Here is a 16,913-nt window from a genome sequence, read left to right on the forward strand (position 1 = left end):
GCTCGGATGGCGCCCCTACAGATGGTGTAGCGGATCAGGCTGTCCGTCCGATGACGCTCTTCTCCCAATCCGAGAGGTCGTCGGCGAATCGGCGCCGATCGACCCAGGTCCCTTCGGGCAGGGACACCCGCAGGACCAGTTGCCGCCCGAACCGCGTGGGCGAGAGGTCGACCTCACCCCGTGCCACCAGGTCCACGAAATCCAGGACCCGATGGGCGGGGACGCCGTCGAACACGTAGTCCTCGTAGAGAACTCTGGCTTCGCCGAGGTCTTCCCTCAACATCACCAGATACTCGTGCCCGGACAGGGCCTCCAGATGAAGGTCGACCAGCCTCGGCTCGGCCGCGACCTCGACCGCCTCGATCCCGGCGAACCGCCCGGACCGCTGGGCCGCCGCCACGAGATCCTCCACCGAGCACCCCGGGGGTAGTCCTTCCTGTCCCATCCGACTGCCTCCACTCTGCAGGTCGATTCCCGCTCCACCAGGCGCGTCCAGTGACACGGTGACCGGCCACGGCAGAACGTGGAACGGCCCCCGCGACCGGCTCTCGGCCGATCGCGGGGGCCGGGGGCTCCCTCAGTTCGGTGCTACGCCGCGAGCGGCCGCAGCGCCACCTCCCAGGCCCGGAACTTCAGCCGGAGCGTGGAGGAGAGGATCTCGAACACCGGTGGCAGGTCGGCCCCGTACTCGTAGTACGTGACAGTGTCGATCCCGTCCGGTTCCTCCGGAGGGTCACCCTGCCAGCCGTCCGAGCTCACCGCGGTCTGCTGCATGACCAGTTCGCCGGCGTCGTGGAACTCCAGCGCGAAGCGACCGCGGGTCGGGTGCCTGAACTCCAGGCTCACCGTCGCCTTGGGGTAGCCCACCAGGGCGACGCCGTGAAGCTCGCAGTCGTTGTGGAGGTCGATGAAGCCGCCCGGCACGTCGAGCTCGACGTAGTCGCCCGGGGCCTCCCATGCCTCCAGACCGCTGAATCGGGCCTTCACTTGATTCCCTTCTTCTTCGGCTTCATCAGATGGAACTGGGCCCGTCCGATGTCACGCCAGGTCATGCGCTGGGTGTTGTTCCGCTGGAGCGGACCCCAGCCGCTCGGTGCCCGGGGCTCGCGGTAGCTCGGTACCTTGTGCGGGGTCGGGACCTTCTCGGTCTTCCCGCCACCGAGTTTGTTGGTGTGGGTCTTCCCGCGGAGGTCGTAGTACCACTTCGTCTTCCGGCCCTCGACGATCACCCGGCTCTTGCCGCCATTGTACTTGTCGGCCAACTTGCTGGCGTAGCGGGCCTTGGCCTCTGTGTTCTGGATCCGCGCGTATCGGTAGACCACCTTGGCCTTGGTCGCTATCCGATCCACCCGGGCCGCAACCCGGACGGCCTTCACCGCTGTGATGGTGGCCTTGGCAACGGCTCCACCGCCGACGACCTGAGCCACCGCGACCACCGCCATCTCGGCGGCCTTCGCCGTGTCCCCGGCCACTGCGTAGGAGACCGAGGAGACGGCTGCTGCCACCGCGCCGATGGGGCCGGGGATGTAGGCGGCGACCTCGGCGACCTTGGCGACGACCTCGACCGTCTTCTTCAGCCACTTGGGCATGCCCCAGTTGCCGTCGAGGTCGGTGCAGTTGATCGGGTCGCCGGTGCAGTAGTCGTACGGGCTGGCGTTGCCGCCGGGCACCGGGTCGATCTGGAGGAAGCGGCCGAGGGCCGGGCTGTAGAGGCGGGCACCCATGAGGATGTCGCCGTCCTGGGCCTCGGCGGAGCGCTGCTTGCCGCCGAGCCAGCCGTAGCGGACGTTGGCCTGGCCGTCCTGCGGGATGCCGAACTCGTCGAAGTCCAGCACCACCGGCTTGGTCAGCGCGGTGTCGGTGGTGACGACCACCGAGCCGAACAGGTTGGTCAGTTGCAGCTGGACGTCACCGGTCTTGCTGGTGGTGGCCGTCAGATCGGCGTCCGGGCCCGAGACGTTGCGGGTCAGGGTGCCCTGGGCGGTGTCCTCGACGGTCCAGCGGACCTCGTCGGAGTCGTCGCTGTAGTGGTTCAGCTTCGACGTGGCGTTGGCCCAGGTGCCGTCGGCCTGCTTCTTGCTGGTGGTGAACGCGGTCAGGCGGTGGGCGGCGTCGACGGCCCACTCCTGCTTGGTGTCCCCCTTCTCCTGGGCGGCGACGCGGTCGTTCGCCCAGTAGGTGTTGGTCGCGCCGGTGGCCGTCTTCACGGTGCGCCCGAAGGCGTCGTAGACGAAGCCGGCGTCGGTGAGCCGGTCGGCGCTGTCGTAGGTGTGGTTCTCCGCCGTGGCCCCGGCCGTGCTGCACTCGCCGGCCGCCCCGCGCGGGGAGGTCTGCTTGGACAGGCGGTTGGAGTGGGCGTCGAAGGCGTACTGGCGGGTGACGCAGCCGGCCGCGACCGTGGTCTGTTCGGCCTTCACCAGCCGGCCGAGCCGGTCGTACTGGTAGGAGCGGGTGGCGGTGGAGCTGGTGTCCTTGGCGACCTGGCCCTGGGTGGACATGTCGGTGGTCTGGGCCCAGACCACCGTGTTGTCCGAGGTGCGGGTGTAGGTGCGGCCGGTGGCCTCACCGACGGCGTTGAAGGTGTCCTTGCGGACGATCCCGCCGGGGTAGGTCTGCTCGACCAGCTGGCCGTCCGGACCGTACTTGGCGGTGAACTCGCCCGCCACGCTGTCGGTCACGGAGGTGACCAGCCCGCGCGGCTCCTTCGCCCGGTCGTAGGCGTAGGTGGTGGACCCGGTTTGGTCACTCACCTTCGCCGGCTTGCCGAACCGGTCGAACTCGGTGGTGGTGGTGGCACCGTCGGCGTCCGTGTAGGAGATCAGACGGCCGAGCGCATCCAGGACGCGGGTGAGCGACTTGCCGCCGGCGGTCGTCTTGACGATGTCACCGGTGGCCGGGTCGTACTCGGTGGTGACCTTCGGCAGGGGCTTGCCCTCGTCCGAGGTGATCTCGGTCGAGACGATCCGGTCCAGGGCGTCGTAGACGGTGACGGTCTTGCGGGACTTGCCCGTGTTGGTCTCGGTCGTCTCCTCCGGCTCATTGAATGCGGAGTAGCGGGTGACCCGCTTCACCGGCAGCGTGGTGGACATCCGCGAGGCGTCCGCCCCGGTGACGGCGCCGCCCGGCATCGTGACGCAGGGCAGGCCCGCCCACTCCGGGCGGTTGGCGCACGTGGCGTCGTCCGGGTTGGTTCCGGCGGTGTAGAACACCGACTTGACCGTCCCGGCGTCATTGCCGGTGGAGCCCGGCTTGCGGGACTCCAGCGCCCGCCCGGAGGCGTCGAACTTGACGTAGGCGGTCAGCTTGGCGCCGAGCGCGTCGGTGGTCACCGAGGTGGCCGCCTTCAGCGTCCAACCGGAGGTGCCGCCGATCGGCGTGTCGTAGCCGGTCTTGGTGACGCGCAGCTCCACGTCGTCGGCGTAGCCGTCGATGCGGGCGCCGTCGGTCGCGGTGGTGACCAGGTGGTAGGTCTGGCCGTCGGGCTTCCCTTCGTCGTAGGTGTTGGTGTTGTGGTCCCGCGCGACGACCGGGGTCCCGGCGGCGAGCGTCGGGTTGACGGTCGCCTTGGTGAGGGTGACGGTGTCGATGCCGGTGTGGAACCGCTCGCCGCCGCTGGCCGCGTTGGTGTCGACCACGGTGAGCTTCAGCTCGTGGTCGCCGCGCGTGAGCTTCACGGGTGCGCCGGTGGTGTACGGGGCCACTGCGCCGCTGGCGCTGTAGGTGTCGATCCGCTGGCCGACGTCCTTGCCGTCGATCGCCCACTGGATGACGCCGTGGTCGCTGTTCTTCGTCAGCTGGCCGGAGAGGACGTACTCGCCCTCCTCGGGAACGGTGACGCGCATCGCGTCGAACGCGCCCGCCGCCGTGCCGCGGATGCCCAGCTGGGCACCGCCGGACCAGGTGACGCCGCAGCAGTCGTTGTCGATCTGGACCTTGGCGTTGGTCCCGAGCTGCGGCAGCTTCTCGGCCTCGGCCGTGACGACGGCCGGGTTGGTCTGGCCGTTGACCTGCTCGGCGAGCGAGGCGCGGTAGACCGGGCCGAGCGTCTCCGTCACGTCCAGGCCGTCGGCGGAGTACGTGGTACGTGAGTCGAGCAGGCGCGCGCGGGAGGCGGAGTCCGCCGGGAGGTTCAGCTCGGCGGCGAACTTGTCCGCATCCGGGTACGTGCCCAGCGCGATCGAGCGGTTGGCCGCCCCCAGACCGCGCACGACGTGGCCGTAGCGGTCGTACTCCTTGGTGTCGATGTCACCACCGGGGGTGACGGACGGGATTGCGGTGTTGACCACATTGCCGGAGGCGTTGAGGTAGTGGATGGAGGCCGACTTGTAGGCGTCCGGGCCCGGCTTGGCGGCCGAGGCGGTGTTGGTGCCCGGGTCGTCCTCGGGGCCGAACACGGCGGTGGCGTCGGTCGGCGCATCGGTCTGCGCCCACTTGGCCACGTCCGCACCCGCCAGGTCGTACGGACCGCCGGCGCCGCGGGTCAGCGGCACGTCGTAGACGACGCTGGATGCGGCCTCGCCGGTGACCTGGTCCTTGCTGCCCGGCGCGAGCATGCCGCGACGGACCTTGAGGAGACGGCCAGGGTCCTGGTCGGCCGCCGCCTTGCCGTAGTCGAAGTTCCACGGCAGCTCACCGGCGCTGCCGATCCGGGTGACCCGGCCGGCGTCGTCGTAGCCGTAGGAGGTCTTCAGCGGGGTGGCCAGGCGCGGGTCCCAGACCTGGGTGAGGCGGCCGCGGTCGTCGTACGCGTAGTGCGCGACCTCGACGGCCTCCTGCTTGGAGGTGGCCGGGTTCCACGTCCAGACCTTCACGCCGCGGACGCGGTCCAGGTAGTCACCCGGGGTCGCGGCCGTGGCGGTGGTCACCTTGGCGTAGTCGTACTCCATCACCTCGCAGCCGCGCGGCAGCGGGTCGACGGTGCAGCCGTTGACGTCGTCGATGCCCGGCTCGACGGCCGGGACGATGCGCTTGACGAGCGAGCGGCCGTCGGTGGTGTCGTACTGGTAGCGGGTGGTCGAGGCCGCGTCGGGCCCCGTCTCGCTGACCACCTGGTAGATGTTCGAACCGGCCTGGCGGGCGAAGACGGTCTTCGAGCCGTCCAGCTCGCTCAGCTCGTAGGCGGTGCCGGCGGTCTGGATGTCCCAGACCTGGTTGGGGCCGGCCCAGCAGACCCAGATCGAGGCGCCCTTGTCGGCGTCCAGGCACTGGCCCGAGTGGCGGTTCATGACCGTGCCGTTGGTGCGCACCTCCCACTGCTGGTTGTCGCCGCCGTTGCAGCCCCACAGCGTGAGCGGGGTGGCGTTGCCGGTCTGGCCCCAGGGGTTGTCCAGGCAGTAGCCGAGCAGGCGCAGGGTCAGGTCGTCGCCGCGGGTCCACTGCTGGTTCGACGCGCCCGTGCACGGAGCGGGCTGCAGCCGGGCGCCGTTACCGGCCGCGCCGTTCGGGACCTCCAGGCACTGGCCACTGGTCGACAGGACGATCGCACCGGACTTGGCCGGAACGGCCTTGAGCGACAGCGACTCGGCGCCCGGCTCGGGGAAGAACGTTCCGTCCGTGCCCTTGGCGAAGGTCAGCGAGGTGTCGTCGTTGTCCTTGATCTCGACCAGGTCCGACTGCGGGAAGGACAGCGCCCGGTAGTCCGAGCCGGTGCCCGCGTCCGGGCCGCCGGCCCACTGCGGGCCGAACGGGGCGACGATCTCCTTCAGCGACAGGTCGTCGAAGAAGACCTCCTTGCCGCTGCCGGCGGTGTTGCCGTTGTAGAGGCGGAACCAGGCCTCGGTGGCGTCCTTGGGCACCGTCAGGTCCAGCGTCAGCTGCTGCCAGCCGTCGGTGAACGACGCCTTCGGAGAGGCGGTCTCGCCGTAGCCGGCCGGGGTGCGGTAGACGCCGACCATCCGCAGGCCGCGGTTGGCCAGCGGGTTGTCCAGGCCGGTCGCGCCGGGGACGTAGATCCAGCTGGTGAGCCGGTAGGTCTTGCCGGGCTGCATGCCCTGGCCGAGCGTGTACTCGGGGCCGAGCGCGGCGAAGGAGTCCCAGCCGGAGCCGGCCGGGACGACCAGGAGCGAGTCGGGCGAGTTGTCGTGGCCGCGGACCGTGGAGCGGGACAGCGTCGCCTGTCCGGCGGTGAAGCCGGTCAGGTCGGTGCCGACCTGGCGCTGGTTGAGCGTCAGACGCTCGCCCTGGGGCTGCCAGCCGCGGCCGAGGTCACGTGAGGAGGCAGTGCGCTTGACCGACAGACCGCGCTCGTCGGCGTCGGTGACGTCGGTCGAGTAGTCGCCGGTGAGCAGGTTGACCGAGCCGGGGCCGATGTTGGCGCCGGTCGCGCCGTCGGCGTTGCGGTCGACCGTGATGGTGTTCCAGACGGTGGCGTAGCCGTTGCCGGAGCCGTCCTCGGGGAAGAGGAGGGCGCGGACCTGGACGACGCCGCCGACCTGGCCGAGCGTGTCGAGGACGCTCCAGTTGGCGTGCGGGCCGAGGTCCGCGAGCCGCGGCTTGTCCTCGGTGACCGCGGTGTTGTCCGCCTTGGTCAGGTTGGTGCGCGGGACGTTGTACTCCGCGGCGCCGGGGCCACGGCGGTACTGGTAGACGACGCGCTGGAACTGCGCCTGGGCGTCGACCGCGAGCTTGACGCGCTTCGCGGACTGGGTGCCGTTGACCGGCGAGCTCATGCCCGCCTGGCCGACCTGGAAGGTGTACGTCGCGGGCGGGGACAGGTTGCCCGCGCGGTCCTTGGACTGCACGCTGAGCACGCGCCGGCCCTCGGTGGTCGGCGTGATCGACGTGGTCAGCGCGCCGGTCGCGGCGACCGTCACCGGGGTGCCGCCGTCCAGGGTGTAGACGTAGGCCGCGGTGTCGTCGGTGCCCGGGGCGGGGGAGAAGGTGAACGACCCGGCCTGGTTGGCGGTGCCGTGCCAGAGCCCGTCCGCCGGGTAGTCCGCCGAACTCACGAACGGCGTACCGGGCTTGACGGTGTCGGCGATGACGTTGGTGCCGACCCAGCCGGAGCGGGACTTGCCGTCGTCGAGCATGGCCCAGATCGTGTACTGCACGCCCTCGTCGAGCTTGGCGATGCCGTAGTCGGAGGGGCGGACGGTCGCGATCGCGCCGTTCGGGGTGTCCCGGACGATGCTGCCGATGAACGTGCCGCCGCGCCACAGGTCCAGGTAGACCTTCAGCGGGTCGCCGTCGGGGTCGGCCGCCTGCACCTGGAAGCGCGGGTTCGCGTCCGAGGTGTAGCGGGGGTTGCCCTGCTGCGAGGGCTGCACCTCCACCGTCGCCGGGGTGGCCGGGACGGTGTTGTAGGTGATCGAGAGGAACGGAGGCCAGTAGCCCTCGGCGGAGCTGAACTTCTTCCAGGACAGGTTGCTGGACTCGTCGGCCGCCTTGAGGGCGAACCCGTACTCGTTGTGACCGAACCCGGCGAAGTACCGGATCATCTCGGTGACGTCGGCCTTGGCCCAGAACGTGCCGTCGGAGGCGTAGCAGTCGTGGGTGTCACCGTCGTTCGCCACGTCGTACGTGTCGTTCGAGGTGGCCCACTTGCGCTCCATCGCGGGCTGGTTGCCCCAGCGGGTCCACCAGGCCGCGCCGGGCGCGTTCCAGACCTCCCACTGCTTCGGGATGCAGGACGAGGAGTGATGGTTGGCGAGGTTGAGCGTGGCGCCCAGGATCTGCTTGCCGTTGAACGACCCGCCCGGGACGGTCAGGAACGACCGGGCCACGACCTTGCCGTCGTAGCTGCCCAGCTTGAGGTCCGTCGACGAGGAGGCGTCGATGTTCTCGTTGGTCTGGACGTAGGTGTCGAAGGTCGTGCCGACGTCCACCACCGGGTCGATGGTGACCGGGAACTGGGTCTTCGGGTCGGCGAGGAAGGCGGCGTCCGGGGTGAACACCAGCTCGGTGTCCGCGCCCTGACCGCGCACCTCCATCGTCACCGGGCCGCGGTTCAGGTGCTCCTGCGAGGCCGGGTCGACCGCGGCGTCCCACATGACGGGGGTCGGGATCTTGACCGTCGCCTTGCCGGTCGCCTTGTCGAGCAGCTGGATCGAACCGTCCTGCTGCGGCGAGACGGTGAGCCCGGTGGTGTCCAGCGGGAGCGTCACCGTGCCGGTCTGGGCGACGGCGGAGCGGTCCTTGACGATCAGGAACTGCTCGAAACCGGTCCGGGTAGCTTCGAGGACCAGGTCGACGCCGGGGCGGGCGTTGACGTAGGTCGCCTTGTTGCCCTCCAGCTTGGGCTTGGGCAGCTTGCCCAGCCAGCCGAACTTGACCTGCTGCTCACCGGAGCCGATCTTGACCAGCTCGCGCTCGGCGGGGACCGGGGCGGCCGGGGTGGACTGCGGGTCGGCGGCCGGGGCGGCGGCGCGGGCGCCGCTGCGGGAGGCCCGGTTCGCGTCGGCCGAAGCCGAAGCCGAAGCCGAAGCCGAAGCCGAGGCGGACGGAGACGACGACGGGGACGACGACGGGGACGCGGAAGCGGGGGCCGTCGGTATCGCACTGGGCGACGTCGCCGGCGCAGTGGCCGGCGCAGTGGTGGCCGCGGCGCTCGGAGCCGTGGCCGGAGCAGTGCTCGGTGCGGCCGTCGGTATCGCGGCGCCCGGCAGGCTGTCGCCGACCGTCACCCCGGCGTCGCCGCCCTCGAAGACCACCCCGCCCGGGTGCGCCTTCGGTGCGACCTTGCCGTCCGGGGTCTGCACCAGCGTGGTGTCGACGGGCACCCAGGCCTCGCCGACCTTCATCCGGATCGGCCCGGTGGAGCGGTCGGAGGTCAGCGTGCCGTCCGGGTTCGCCCACAGGGTGGTGAACTCCGTCCGGGCGTTGGTGACCTCGATCCGCCGCTTCTGCAGCCGGGCCGAGAGCAGCGCCGAAGCCTCGTCAGGTGCCTCGGTGGCCGGAGCGGCGGGCGGAGTGGCGGGTGCGGGTGCGGCGGTGGCCGGAGCGGCCGTCACCGCGTCCACCACCACACCGGCCTGCACCAGCAGGCCGAGCGTCAGGAGCGCTGATACGGGGCGCATCCGACGCGTAGAGAAGGCCCCGCCCGCAAAAGCGGACGAGGCCCGAGACCGTCGTTTCATCAAAGACTCTCTCAAGAGATGTGCATTGTTTTGAATGGCTTGATCGAAGCCGAAGCACAATCTCTCACCCCCAGCTGACTCCCAGCGACCAATCAGGATGACGATTGCGTAACAGATCGCCTACGCTGAGGAGTCGTGAGAAATGGAGTCATTTCGATGACATCACCCCAGGTGGGCGAGGTTTCCGAGATGCGAAGAGGGCCCCCGATCGCGTGCGCGAAGGGGCCCGGGACGGTCGTGAATTAAGAAGTGACGTGCAGTCAATTACCGTGCGGGCTTTCCGCCGAAAACCGCCGACGGCGGGACACCCGGAGGTGCCCCGCCGTCAGCGCCGTTCGCAGTGTGGAAGCCGAACGGCGGTGCCGTCAGGCGGTGCCGCGGCCCGCCCGGCGGCGGCGCAGCAGCGCGGTGCCGAGTCCGAGGGCGGCGAGGAGGGTGCCCGCCCCGGTGAGCAGGGCGGTGGTCGGGGTGGAGTCGCCGGCCGGCGCCGCGACGGGGACCGTTCCCCGGTCGAAGCCGCCGAGCAGGTGCGCCTTGGCGTAGTCGGTGCCGGGCAGCTTGTCGGCGTACCGGTCGTGGACCACCTGCTGGTACTGGGCGAGGGTGATGCCCGCGTCGCCCACGGACCGGACCGCGTCCGGGTTGAGCGGCCGTACCTGGCCGTCGACCAGGGCGTACCAGGCCCGGATCTGCGGTTCCTCGAAGGCGACGGCGCCGCGGCCCAGTGCTGCCGCGGCGGCGGCATGGTCGGTCTCGTCGCTGCCGGAGGCTATGTTGATCTCGGCCCAGGACCCGCCGGCGTGCGGGTCGGGGGCCGTCCACACCGAGGCCTTGCGGCCGTCGGCCGCGTCGGCCTCGGTCGCCATGAACGCGAACTTCGCGACCGGCGCCCCGGCGGAGGCCGCCGCGACGAAGTCCGGGTTGAGGTAGTACACGGGCACGGTGTCGCCGACCAGCCGGGCCGGGGCGGCGGCCTGCGCCTGGCGGGCGTCGGAGGAGCCCTGGCCGGAGCCGTGGGCGAAGAACCCGCCGAGGGTCTGCACGACGGGGGCGGCCTTCGCCGCCGCGGCGGCCGCGGTGACGTCGGCCGCGGACGGGGCGGACGGGACGCCGGCGGCCGTGGCCGGGGTGGCGGCGAGGGCGGGGGCGGCGGCGAGCAGTCCGCTGCCGGCCAGGGCGATGGCGGCGAGGGCGCGCGGGGCGCGGAAGTGCGTCATCGTGTCACGCCCCGATCCGGTACAGCGAGTCGTTCCAGTTGAACTGGCCGTTGTAGCCGGCGTAGTAGCTGTACGACGCCAGGTTGTAGCGGTTGCTGCTGGGCCACGGGTCGCCCCAGTAGATGGACTTGTTGCTCTGGTCGTAGCCGTAGATGACCTGGGCGTGCCCGCCGCCGGCCAGCCAGGAGATGCCGGTCTCGATCGGCCGGCCCGCGTTGATCTCGCTGACGATGGTGTTGAAGGACAGGGCGCCGGTCTCCTGACCGGGGGACACCCCGAGTGCGGAGAGCGCGTTCTGCACCCAGGAGAGCTGGCCGGGCTGGTTGGGGCACTGGTACGAGGTGTCCTGGCCGTAGGCGAGGTCGCAGAACGAGTTCTGGTCGGTGCCGTGGCCGAGGAAGGTGGCGATGGTGTTGCCGGAGGCGGCCCAGCACCACTGGTCCTGCTCCTGCGCCTGCATGGAGATGTTGAGCCGGGAACTGGCGGCGAAGGTCTGGGAACTGCCGGCGGCGGCCTGGGGGGAGGCCGCGGCGGTGCCGGCGCCGGTGGTCACGACGGCGGCCAGCATGCACAGCGCGGCCAGTGCGGCGCGCAGGGACGACCCACGGATGGGTCCGCTCATGGGGGAACTCCTTCGTGCGGGGGCACGGGCGGCTCCGTGTGCACCCGGCGCCGCCCTGGGGTGTGCCTTGTGTGGGGGTGTGCTGCGTGGGGGATTGCCGCGCGGCCGACGCGGCGGGCCCGGACCGGGGTTGCTAGGAAGCGTAGGCAGCAGGCCGGGCCGCTCCCAGACCCCCCGGAGGGGAGCGGGCGGTGCTGTGAACGGTGCTGTGAAGAGGGGCGGTGCGGCGGAGGTGCTGCGCCGCAGACGGGTGGCCGGGAGCGGGGCTCCCGGATATGGACGCGGCCGGGGTAAGCCGGTAATTTCACAGCGCGCCGCGTCCCCCCGTACCGCGTCCCCGCACCCCCGCCCCCGTACCGCGTCCCCGCACCCCCGCCCCCGCACCGCCGCCGTGTCCCCTCGGCCCCGCCGCCGCCGCGCGCCGGCCGGGCCAGTAGCCCCGGGAGCCCCGATGGCCAGTCGTCAGGAACCGCCGCCCGGTGCCGCCCCGGAGAGCGCCGCCGTGCTGGCCGCGCTGCGGAGCGGGCCCTTCGGCCTCGCGCTGCGCACCGCGATCGAGGCCCGCGGGCTGCCGCTGGAGCGGCTGCGCAGCCGGCTGGCCGAGCGCGGACTGCGGATCGCCGTCACGACCCTGAGCTACTGGCAGCGCGGGCTGCGCCGGCCGGAGCGCCCGGAGTCGTTACGGGTGGTGGCCGCGCTGGAGGAGATCCTCGGGCTGCCGGCGCACGCGCTCACCGCCCTGCTGGGTGCGCCGCGGCCGCGCGGCGGGGCGGACCGCGACGGCGGCGGGCCCCGCCCGTACCCGCAGATGGTGCGCACCCCCGGTGATCTGGGCGGGCTGCTCGCGGATCTGGACAGCCCGGCGGCCGGGAAGCTCCAGGTGGTCACCGAGTACGCGACGGTGACGGTCGGGCCGCGTCGTGAACTGGCGGCGCTCAGTTCGATGGTGGCGGTCCGGGCCCGTCAGGACGGGGTCGACCGGGCGCTGCTGATCTACGACTGCGACGAGGGGGTGGACGAGGGGGCCGTCGAGATCGTCGCGGGGGACAGCTGCCGGCTGGGCCGGGTGCGCCGGGATCCGGTGGCCCGGGTGGTGCTCGCGGAGCTGCTGTTCGACCGCTCGCTGCACTGCTCCGAGACCCAGGTGTTCTCCTTCGAGGTGCGCCCGCACAGCGCGGCCGAGTGCTGCCGCTACCGTGCGGCCTTCCGCTTCCCGGCGGACCACTACGTCCTGCGGGTGCGCTTCGATCCGGGCGAACTCCCGGTGCAGTGCCAGTGGTTCACGGCGAGTGACTCGGAGGGCCCGGACGACAGCCTGGCCGACCTCACCCTGGACAGCCACCACCTGGCGCACGTGGTGGCGACCGCGCTGGGGCCCGGGGTCGCGGGCATCCGCTGGGCGTGGACCTGAGGCGCGGCCCTGCGACCGGGGGTCAGGCCGGTTCGTGCGCGGTGCCGCCGACGAGGGCGCGGGCCTGCGGGGCGGTCATGGGGTGGGCGAAGAGGTAGCCCTGGCCGAGCGGGCAGCCCATGGCGGCGAGGAGGTCGCGCTGTTCGGGGTGTTCGATGCCTTCGGCGATGACCCGGACGCCGAGGGTGTCGGCGATGCGGGTGATGCCTTCGACGAGGGCGTACTGCTGCGGGGAGAGGCCGAGGCCGTCGATGAAGGACTTGTCGATCTTGAGGATGGAGATCGGGAACTCGCGCAGGTAGGAGAGCGAGGAGTAGCCGGTGCCGAAGTCGTCGATGGCGATGCCGACGCCGAGGTCGCCGAGGGTGGCCATGTCGGCGTGGACGCGGTCGTCGCGGCGCATCAGGACGGATTCGGTGAGTTCGAGGACGAGGGTGTGCGGGTCGATGCCGGAGCTGCGCAGGGCGCCGCGGACGACGTCGACGAAGCCGGCGTCGCGGAACTGGCGGGCGGAGACGTTGACGTTGACCCGCAGCGGGGGGAGGCCGGCGGCGGCGCGGTCGGCGGAGCTGGCGGCGTGCCAGGCGGCGGCCTCCTGGGCGGCGCGTTCCAGGACCCAGGCGCCGAGGGGGACGATCTGGCCGCTCTCCTCGGCGAGGGCGATGAACTCGTCGGGCAGCACCATGCCGCGCCGCTGGTGCGGCCAGCGGACGAGCGCCTCGAAGGCGACCAGGTCACCGGTGCGCAGGTCGACGATCGGCTGGTAGTACAGCTGGAAGGAGGATTCGGCGATCGCCGCGTCCAGGTTCTCGTTCAGCTCGTGCCGCTCCACCAGCCCGGTCTGGAGGGCGGGCTGGTAGTGGCGCCACTGGCGGCGGCCGGCCGCCTTGGCGGAGTAGAGCGCGAGGTCGGCGTGGGTGAGCAGTTCGGCCGCGTCCACGCTGTCCTCGGTGGTGGCGACGCCGATGCTGGCCGTCACCCGGACGGCGCCCGCGCTCAGCCTGAACGGTTCTGCGAACACCGTCAGCACGGTGTCCGCGATGGCGTCCACGTCGGCCGGGCGCAGCGCGTCCTCGACCAGGACGGCGAACTCGTCGCCGCCGAGCCGGGCGGCGGTGTCCGAGCTGCGCAGCGCGGTGGAGACCCGCAGCGAGACGGCGATCAGCAGTTCGTCGCCGACGGCGTGCCCCTGGGTGTCGTTGACCACCTTGAAGTCGTCGAGGTCGAGGAAGAGCACCCCGGTGACGGCGCCGCTGCGCTCGCCGCGGGACAGCGCGTGGCCGACCCGGTCCAGGAACAGCACCCGGTTGGCGAGGCCGGTGAGGGAGTCGTGGAAGGCCCGGTGGGTGAGTTCGCGCTCCATCTGGCGCTGCTCGGTCACGTCGCGCAGGGTGAGCACCAGGCCGCCGACCGTCGGGTCGGCGCGCAGGTCGTTGAAGCGGACCTCGGCCTCGATCGGGGTCCGGTCCTGCCGCAGCAGCCGCCAGTGCTCACGGGGCTGTTCGCGCAGCGGTTCGCGTGTCGGCGAGTGCGGCGGTTCGCGCGGCGGCGAGTGCTCCGGCGCGTGTGCCGGGGCGGCGTGTGCCGGGGCGGCGTCCACCGGGCCGCGCATCCGGGCCAGCGCCTTGCCGACGGCCCGGCTGTCCTCGGGCGGGACGAGCTCGGTGAGCAGGGTGCCGTCCAGGCTGGGGTAGCCGAGGACCCGTTCGGCGGAGGAGGAGGCGTAGCGGACGCCGTCGTCGGCGTCCAGGATCAGGATGACGTCGCTGGCGTTCTGCACCAGGGTGCGGAAGTACAGCTCGCTGTTGCGGCGGTTGACCTCCTGGCTCAGCACGACCCGTTCGACGGCCAGCGCGGCCTGCGCGGCCAGGATCTCCAGCGATCCCCACAGGCTGGTGAGCTCCTGCGCGGTGCCGGTGACGATGAGCGCGCCGATCAGCGGGTCGCCGGAGGGGCGCTCGTCGAGGGTGAGCGGGCACAGCAGGGCGGAGGGCATGCCGTCGAGGCGGGCGGCGAGGTCGCTGCCGATGTCCTCGACGGGCAGCAGCCGGGTCTCCCGGTAGGCGGCGAGGGCGAGCGCCTCGTCGGAGTCGGTGACGGGGCCGAGGTGGTGCTGGGCGGCGCCGCGTTCGGCGTGCCGCACGTGCAGGACGCCGGCCTCGGTGACGGCGAGCAGGGCGACGTGCCCGGGCTCGGTGGGCATCAGGGTGGAGGCGGTGGCCTGGACGGCGTCCGCGACCTCCTCGACGGTGACGGCCGCGGTGAGTCTGGCGCCGGCCTCGCGCAGGGCCCGCTCGCGGGCGATCGCCTGCCGGCGGGCGACCACGACGACCGCCAGCCGGGCCAGCACCAGCAGGTACAGGAGGGCGGAGAAGGCGCCGATCACGCCGGCGTTGCTGGTGTTGCCGTTCAGCGACTCGATGATCAGGATCGCCGGGGCGATCAGCGAGGCCAGGGTGAGCAGGGCGAGGCGGCCGGCGCTCAGGTCGGGCTGCTGGGTGGGGACGGGTCTGGTCAGCTCGACCATGGACGGGTGCAGCGCGGCCGCGCCCCAGGCGGTGTAGAAGGCGGCCCAGCCGAAGTCGACGGGGGTGCCGATGTGCCAGTTGCCGTGCAGCTGGATCAGCCCGTACAGGGTGTCCGAGACCAGCATGCCGGCGGTGCCGACGGTGAGCAGTTGCAGCGCTCGGCTGGTGCCGCCGCGCGGGGTCAGCAGTCGCAGCAGCAGGGCGAGGACGACCACGTCGCCGAGCGGGTAGCCGATCGAGACGGCCTTCTGGAACCAGGAGAGGTCGGGGTTGCGGGCGTACGGGAGGATCAGGTAGATCCAGGCGAGCAGCGCCAGGCCCATGGTGAGGATCAGCGCGTCGAGCAGGCCGGCGCGGTCCTGACGGGCCGTGCGCCAGCGGATGAAGCCGAGCACGCCGGCCGCGTACAGCACGAACTCGGCCAGGTAGAAGCCGTCGGCGACGGACGGGAACGGGTTGTGGAGGTGCAGGAACTGGGTCTGGACGACCTGGACGACCTCGCCCGCGGTGAAGCTCAGGTTGGCGAGCGCCAGCACGTACCAGAACAGCGCGTGCGCGGGGCGGTTGAGGCGGACGCCGGCCACGATGGCCGCGCTGCTGCCGAGTCCGATGCCCGTCCACCAGATGATCCGCTGCGAGGGGTTGATGTAGTAGACGCCGGTGAACAGCACCATCCACAGCAGGTAACAGACCATCAGGCGTTGTCGCCGACGTGTCAACGGGGCTACCTCCTCCGCGTCGCCACCCGGCCGGTGGGACGGGGGAGTTCGGGCGAGGACGGGTCTCGGCGGTCGCGGGGTCGTCTCGTCCCGGGCTGACGGGCACACGGCAGCGTCGCGTCCGGTCGGGTTGCGATCGGACGTTCGTCCTGTGCCCTGAGTGCGTATAGTCGGAAATGTCGCACCTCCCAGGAAACTGCCGCCACAGCACGAGGTCAAGCCGGTGGACGACGCAGCAGACAGCGCACAGGGCGTACGAACGGATGTGAACTCCGGGCGTCACGCCGTGGTTCGCAACGACAGCGGTCAGTACGCGATCTGGCCCGGCGACTTGACCGTGCCGGGCGGCTGGCACCTGGTGTACGGGCCGGCCGGCCGCGACGACTGCCGGGCCCACGTGGCCCGCGAATGGCGCCCGCCCGGGCTCGGCTTCCCCGGGCTCGGCTCCCCCGGGGAGCGCGGCCGCGGGCGGGCCGCGGGCGGCGGCGGCACCGTGCACGGACTGCTGCGCTCCCGCGCCGCGCAGCACCCGGACGCGGTCGCCGTCGCCGCAGACGACGCCACGCTGAGCTACCGCGAACTGGACCGGCGCAGCGACCGCCTGGCGCGGGCGCTGCGGGCCCGCGGGGTCGGCCCCGAGGAGGTGGTGCCGGTCTGCCTCGAACGCGGCGCGGGCCTGGTCGTCGCCTGGCTCGGCGTACTGAAGGCGGGCGCGGCGCTGCTGCCGCTGGACCCGGCGTACCCGGCGCGGCGCCTGGCCCGGCTGGTCGAGGACAGCGGGGCGCGGGTGGCGGTCACCGAGGGCGGGGCGCTGCCGGGCGTCGAGCCGCTGCCGGTGGACGGCGTGGACGGCGTGGACGGTGCGGGCGGGCCCGACGGCGCCGGTGAGCCCGACGGTGCCGGGCCCGACGACCTCGCCTACCTGATCTACACCTCCGGCACCACCGGCACCCCCAAGGGCGTCCCCGTCACCCACCGCGCCCTGGTGTTCACCCTCGACCGGGTCGTCCACGCCTACGGCCTCGCCCCCGGCGAACGCGTGCTGCAACTCGCCGCGCTCGGCTTCGACACCGCACTGGAGCAGGTCTTCGCGACCCTGCTCGCCGGGGCCACCCTCGTCCTCGGCGGCGGCCGCACCTGGGCGCCCACCGAACTCGTCCACCGGATGCGCGGACTCGGCCTCGCCGTCGCCGACCTCACCCCCGCCTACTGGCACCACGTGCTCACGCTGCTCCCGCCCGGCGGGCCCGGCCCGGAGGGGCTGCGGCTGGGCGAGGTCGGCGGGGACCGCCTGCACGCCCACGACGGCCGCCGCTGCCTGGTCCGGCGGCCCGGCGGCCGG

General features: G+C 72.1%; 8 protein-coding genes. 2 read left to right on the top strand and 6 right to left on the bottom strand.

What is annotated here, in order from left to right; genetic code table 11:
- Positions 1 to 34: 34 nt before the first annotated feature.
- The 5 genes from ACFV6I_RS22175 to ACFV6I_RS22195 all read right to left on the bottom strand — a co-directional run bounded on the left by ACFV6I_RS22175 (position 35) and on the right by ACFV6I_RS22195 (position 10,913).
- Positions 35 to 412, bottom strand: coding sequence for a hypothetical protein (locus ACFV6I_RS22175; RefSeq protein ID WP_063349780.1), 378 nt, complete (start codon positions 410 to 412; stop codon positions 35 to 37).
- A gap of 176 nt (positions 413 to 588) precedes the next feature.
- Positions 589 to 987: a hypothetical protein gene (locus ACFV6I_RS22180; RefSeq protein ID WP_063349781.1), complete on the bottom strand. Its 399-nt coding sequence runs from the start codon at positions 985 to 987 to the stop codon at positions 589 to 591.
- Entirely contained in the window at positions 984 to 9,014 is an 8,031-nt protein-coding gene (locus ACFV6I_RS22185) for a ricin-type beta-trefoil lectin domain protein (protein WP_380427190.1), read from the bottom strand. The genes ACFV6I_RS22180 and ACFV6I_RS22185 overlap by 4 nt, the downstream gene beginning before the upstream one ends.
- Positions 9,015 to 9,439: 425 nt before the next feature.
- Positions 9,440 to 10,291, bottom strand: coding sequence for a hypothetical protein (locus tag ACFV6I_RS22190; protein ID WP_380427192.1), 852 nt, complete (start codon positions 10,289 to 10,291; stop codon positions 9,440 to 9,442).
- A gap of 4 nt (positions 10,292 to 10,295) precedes the next feature.
- A complete protein-coding gene (locus ACFV6I_RS22195) occupies positions 10,296 to 10,913 on the bottom strand; it encodes a papain-like cysteine protease family protein (protein WP_063349784.1) in 618 nt (205 codons plus the stop codon).
- Between the two features lie 451 nt (positions 10,914 to 11,364).
- On the opposite strand from ACFV6I_RS22195, the gene ACFV6I_RS22200 reads away from it, so the two are divergent.
- Positions 11,365 to 12,324 carry a helix-turn-helix transcriptional regulator gene (locus ACFV6I_RS22200; protein WP_363366734.1) on the top strand — a complete coding sequence of 320 codons (960 nt, stop codon included), beginning with the start codon at positions 11,365 to 11,367 and terminating at the stop codon, positions 12,322 to 12,324.
- A gap of 22 nt (positions 12,325 to 12,346) precedes the next feature.
- On the opposite strand, the gene ACFV6I_RS22205 is transcribed toward ACFV6I_RS22200, so the two are convergent.
- Positions 12,347 to 15,571 (bottom strand): EAL domain-containing protein, encoded by a 3,225-nt coding sequence (locus ACFV6I_RS22205; RefSeq protein ID WP_380427194.1) that lies wholly within the window; start codon positions 15,569 to 15,571, stop codon positions 12,347 to 12,349.
- A 223-nt stretch (positions 15,572 to 15,794) separates the two neighbouring features.
- Between ACFV6I_RS22205 and ACFV6I_RS22210 the strand changes: the two genes are divergently transcribed.
- Positions 15,795 to 16,913, top strand: a 1,119-nt coding sequence (locus ACFV6I_RS22210; protein ID WP_380427196.1) for an AMP-binding protein, incomplete at its 3' end; no start/stop codon positions are given.

Source organism: Kitasatospora sp. NPDC059803, from assembly GCF_042732255.1.
Lineage (GTDB): Bacteria > Actinomycetota > Actinomycetes > Streptomycetales > Streptomycetaceae > Kitasatospora.